Raw genomic sequence first — 5,386 nt, 5'->3', positions numbered from 1 at the left:
AAACAGAAGGATCAATAAGGTCCTTCTGGGGAATTTTAAACCGGCGATTTTGGGGAAAAAATAATCGGCCTTGACACATCCAAACTGGAATCCAAAAAATATAACCTCTGGAATTGAAGATAATATGTATAATCATAACCAAGTTTCGTGGATCCGTGTACGTTATGGAAAAACTGAACGGGAAGTTAAACAATTGAATGCTTTTCGATCTCCATCAAGAGGCTACTTTGGCTTTTAAATATGAATATATGGGGTTCCAGAAGCATAGTTGTATTCAATTTTGTTTAGTGAGAAGCGGGTTTGAAATTGTGTTGTTCCATGCTGTTGCAAATGATGCGGAAAAAATAAAACAGATTATTAAAGTGATTGAGAAGTTAAAGACGAAGGATTTACATGGTATATTACGAATAAAAAAATGATAAAGTTATTGCTACTTTCTCTTTTGATGAAAATGAAGCAAAGGATTTCATTACTTTTTATAAAGCTTATGACCGATCGGAATAGGGGAATTTTGTAGTCCCTATCTCCAGATCATCCGATATTGAGGATAGAAAAGAAATTACAAAGCTTGTGTATAAAAAAATTAAACAATTACTACCTTTGTACCAATTAATTACATTTAGAAATAAGTATGTGTATGAATAATCAAGATTCCCTAGAAGTAAGCGAAGAACCATTGTTTAAAAGCTACGTGTAGGTGGAAAGGTTGTACAGTCATTCAACGTTGTCTTTATCATTCTGTTGTAACTGTACTACTCATATTAACTATAACAGATCACATACCCACTTTCTTGCTAACACATTTGCTAGCGTAATTATTTTTTTAAGTTAAATTTAATGAACGGAGTTAATTTTCAACAGCTAAAAAATCTTGATAAATCAAACTTCTTTGCTTCTAATTTACTCGTTTTTGGAAAACGCGATTGACAGGGTGGAGGTCGCTGGTTCGAGCCAGTCGGAATCATCGAGCGAAATCCCTTGAGCCACAAGGCTTCAAGGGATTTTTCATTTGCTGCACGGCTTCGTTCTTTTTGGTGTGTGTCTTTGGTGCTTTGCTCTGATTTTTAGGATGATTGATTTAAAACATAATTCATCCTTAAAATTGGTTCTTTATAAAAGTGGGGGATTTTTTTATCATAGATTTTAATTGCCTTTTGTGCAATTTTATATGGTTTCAATTAATTGAATATTGACATTTTTCTAAAAATTATATACTATGAAATAAATTGCACCCTGAATCCGGTATGCAGAATTTTTTTCTCTTTTTCATTCAGATATCACAAAAACGTCATAATATAATTGAATTTTAAGTAAGGTTTGGCCAATAGTGATTGTATTTTTTAAATCCTGCGGAAATATGTCAAGAACAACAACAAAGAATTTCTAAATTTTATTACGAGGAGAGAAAATGAATGAGTGTTGAAAAAACTAATGAAGTAGGGCGAGTCATTCTTGATCGCTTTGAATCAGTTGCTCAATTAACTTTATCCAGAAAAAGCGCATTGAATGCAATGACTTGGGAGATGTATCAACAGTTAGAAGAACATTTGATAAATCTGGAAAATGATAACTCCATCCGCATACTTGTTATTCGCGGGGATGGCGACAAAGCTTTAGCAGCAGGGACAGATATTAGTCAATTCAAAGGTTTTACTGATAAGTATGGAATTTCCTATGAACATACTATAGATCGAATTATTAATAGATTGGAGGCATTTCCAAAACCCACGATTGCGGCTATCCATGGTTATGCTGTTGGAGGTGGACTCATTATTGCAACAGCTTGCGACCTACGCTACGGAACATCAAATGCAAAATTTGGAGTTCCAATTTCTCGGACACTAGGGAATTGTTTAAGTATTCATAACTATCAAAGGTTAGCCAAGGCGATCGGGGTAATGCGAACAAAGGAATTGCTTTATACTGCTCGGCTTATTTCTGCTGAAGAAGCTCTTTCCATTGGTTTTCTAACTGATATTTTTAAAGAAGAAGACTTTTTTTCCAAAGTATTAGAAATAGCTTTAAAAATAAGCAAGAGAGCCCCATTAACAATAGGGGCAACAAAAGAAGCTTTCCGCAGAATTAATCGTAATCATTTTGAGTTTGATGATATGATTTCTAAAGTTTATGGAAGCAAGGATTTTGCTGAAGGAGTTGCAGCATATCTGGAGAAACGTTCCCCAGTATGGCGGGGAGAATAGACGAAAAAGTATTAGGGTGCCTGTTCTGTGATCGAAAGCTATTGCCATCATAAAGTTGAAATGGATGAATTTCCGGTGATATTAGCCCTTGGTTTATGCGCCAAGGGTTTAAGTACGTGAAATCTTAACAATAATTATTAAGCAAGTTTTATTTTTCATATTCCTCAAGAACCTTCATGCCACGAATTCTGTCATTTTTTAAGTGAAGCTCGATTAATTCCAGTACTTTTTCCATGTTACGCTCTTTTAGTGCGAAAAATATTTTTTTATGCTCATTTATTATTTCTGGGTCAAGTTTTTTATTTATATTGGCACGGTAGATTAGCATTAATGAACGAACTTGTTCCAATAGTTGCACGAGCCTTCTGTTAGGACAACAATCCATCAGAAGTTTATGGTATTGGGCATTGAGGGAAAGAATTTTTAAAGAATCATCTTCTTTTAGTGAATTTTCTGCTTCTGCTAAAACTTTTTCGATTTGAGCTAGTTGTTCATTTGAAATTTTGTTCACAATCATTTCCATGAGTTTTTTTTCAAGCAAAAGCCTGCATTCGCATAGATCTTCAAATTCTTTGCGATTTAATTCTATAACATATATCCCAGTTTGATCATCGATTAATAAACCTTCATTTTGTAATTGCCTAAGAGCCTCCCTCAGTGGAGTTCTGCTTATATTATATTTTTCAGCAAGTTGTGAGGCGATTACTTTAGCACCTGGAGGAATTAATCCAGTTAAAATTAATTTTTTAATTTCATCATAAGCCTGTTGATATAAGGGTTTAGATATAGAAAATTGGCCCATTTTTTTTCCTCCTTTATATGAATGAACTAAACTGTGAATCCAGGATACATATTAAAATAATACTATTATGATTTTTCAAAAACGTCAATGACCGTTTATTTAAATGAGTACTATAATTCGAAATTATTTGAATAGTTTTTTTGGAAAAAGAAGAACCTCTCAATAATTTAAAGGCATATATAAATTATCAACGAGAAATGAAATTTAACTGAATACAAAGAGTTTTTTACATGCTCCTCTAATCAGATAAAAAAACTTAGATAAATATATTAGGCATAGCAGTTTAAAAATAAAATATTATTAAAGAAAGCAGTCGTTTGAAGGATATAATCGACTTAATTAGTTTGTTCAAATTTCCCGCAAAACATTATTGACTTTTCAGAATTTTCAAATTATTATAAGGAATAGCTCGGTTGTGAACTGCATGCTGAATTCAGGATACAAAATTTTAAAAAGGAAGTGAAAAGAAATTTGAAAACGCTAACAATAACTGATAAACATTCTGACGTAAGATAAGAGATTTCGGTATAAGAGTGAAAATGAAACTTAATGGAATTTGGGGTGAATTTAACAACCAAAAGGAACAGTTAATAACGCTGAGAATCGGGATTTTTTCCACAGCCTTGGTCTTATGAATTTGGTGTAGGTGTGGCACGCTTGAACAATAGGGCAAGTTTTTTAAACCTTTACTCTAATTTATATTTTTATCACATACGATTGAAACTTAGGGAGGATATTAAATGAACGTTGAGATGATCGGAATTCTTTTACTTCTTCTTATGTTTGTCATTGGGGCAATTTTACCCATCAATATAGGTTTATTAGGTTTCGTTGCTGCATTTCTAGTCGGATCGGTGGTTTCTGGTATAGAAATGGATGATATATTTGCTGGGTATCCCGGAGATTTGTTTGTTCTTCTAAGTGGGGTCACCTTTTTCTTCGCTATTGCCCAGAATAACGGAACGATAGATTTAATTACACATTGGGGTCTGAAACTAGTTAAAGGAAAGGTCGCACTTATTCCGTGGGTCATGTTTGTTTTGATTGCTGTGTTGGCAAGTATTGGTACACAAGCTACCGCATGTGTTATGATCATTGCCCCCATTGCCATGAGGTTGGCAGCACAGTACAATATTAATCCCGTCATGATGGGAAGTATGATCGTTATATCATCGACGGCTGCTTCTTTTTCTCCACTAAATTTATTTGGTTTAATTGTAAAAGGAGTTATGGAAGATATCAGCGTACCGTATGAGCCGCTATTGCTATTTTTAAACACTATGCTCTTTACTACATTAGTTTCAATTGTATTGTATATTACAATGGGTGGATTGCGCTTGATAAAAAATCAGAACGTTTCTGAAAGTTTTCTAGCAGCTACAGTGGAAAATGGGGTTGAGAATAAAGAGACTGAGTTAACTTGGTTCAGAGTAATGACACTGTTAGGGATAGTTGTTCTCATATTTTTGGCTCTTGTGTTGGAAATAAACATGGGATTTGCTGCATTGACGGTGGGATTAGTATTGACGCTTATGAATCCTAAAGAAAATGAAAATGTATTTAAGTTGTTGCCGTGGCCGATTATCTTTATGATTACAGGGATTGTGACATATGTAGGGGTTCTTGAATCAATTGGCGCTTTGGATTATCTGACTGAATTAGTCGCTTCAATCGGAAATTCAACTCTTGCAGCTCTATCAGCTTCCTATATAGGAGGAATAATCTCGGCATTTGCTTCTACAACCGGTTTTTTAGCAGCAATTATACCTTTAGCAACTCCAATTCTTCAGGATCCCTCTATGTCATCGCTCGCTGTTGTCACAGCAATTTCCATCTCTTCAAGCATTGTTGATTTAAGTCCATTTTCTACAAGTGGAGCTCTTATCGTATCGAATGCTCAAGGGATGGATTCGCGTGAATTTTATAAAAAACTCATGACTGTTGCTGGTATTATCATTGCATTTGGACCAGGTCTGGCTTGGCTGTTATTTGTTTTAATCGGAGTACCTTGGGGATAAAATTTTCGCTTTATTGTGAATTTGTTCGTTTTCTTCTTTTTCCAAAATGAGTCATGTATAACGAAAAAAGATGATGAAAGGTAAATAATTTTCAGAAATGTCAATCAAATTAATTGACATATTTGTTTTTTCTCATTATGATGAGTATAAATTATATTGAATGCAGGATTCAGGATTCAGGGTGCATATATAAATGAATTTGCAGAATTTGTGAAAATTATATGTGTAATCAAAAATAAAGTCCTGCGGTAATATGTCAAGGTGAAAAATCATAGAAATTGGAAATTCCCTTGTCCGATGATCCGAAAAAAGGCAATACTGAAGAAACCCAGTATTGGTACATGTAATAAACTGGGTCTAAAGGT

4 protein-coding genes are annotated in these 5,386 nt (G+C 34.0%); 3 read left to right on the top strand and 1 reads right to left on the bottom strand.

What is annotated here, in order from left to right; all coding sequences use genetic code 11:
• The first annotated feature begins 227 nt into the window (after window positions 1-227).
• Window positions 228-419, top strand: coding sequence for a hypothetical protein (locus AC0KTX_RS16315; protein ID WP_474253126.1), 192 nt, complete (start codon window positions 228-230; stop codon window positions 417-419).
• Between the two features lie 993 nt (window positions 420-1,412).
• The gene (locus tag AC0KTX_RS16310) at window positions 1,413-2,201 is read left to right on the top strand and encodes an enoyl-CoA hydratase (RefSeq protein WP_474253125.1); all 789 of its coding nucleotides are present in this window, start codon (window positions 1,413-1,415) and stop codon (window positions 2,199-2,201) included.
• Window positions 2,202-2,349: 148 nt separating this feature from the next.
• On the opposite strand, the gene AC0KTX_RS16305 is transcribed toward AC0KTX_RS16310, so the two are convergent.
• Window positions 2,350-3,003: a GntR family transcriptional regulator gene (locus tag AC0KTX_RS16305; protein ID WP_117017349.1), complete on the bottom strand. Its 654-nt coding sequence runs from the start codon at window positions 3,001-3,003 to the stop codon at window positions 2,350-2,352.
• Window positions 3,004-3,743: 740 nt separating this feature from the next.
• On the opposite strand from AC0KTX_RS16305, the gene AC0KTX_RS16300 reads away from it, so the two are divergent.
• On the top strand, window positions 3,744-5,021 hold the full coding sequence (locus AC0KTX_RS16300) for an SLC13 family permease (protein ID WP_474253124.1): 1,278 nt from the start codon (window positions 3,744-3,746) through the stop codon (window positions 5,019-5,021).
• Window positions 5,022-5,386 lie beyond the last annotated feature (365 nt).

It is taken from the genome of Aeribacillus sp. JST-2 (assembly GCF_056032925.1).
Note: the sequence above shows the minus strand (reverse complement) of the source record. Positions and strands in the feature narration are given on the sequence as shown.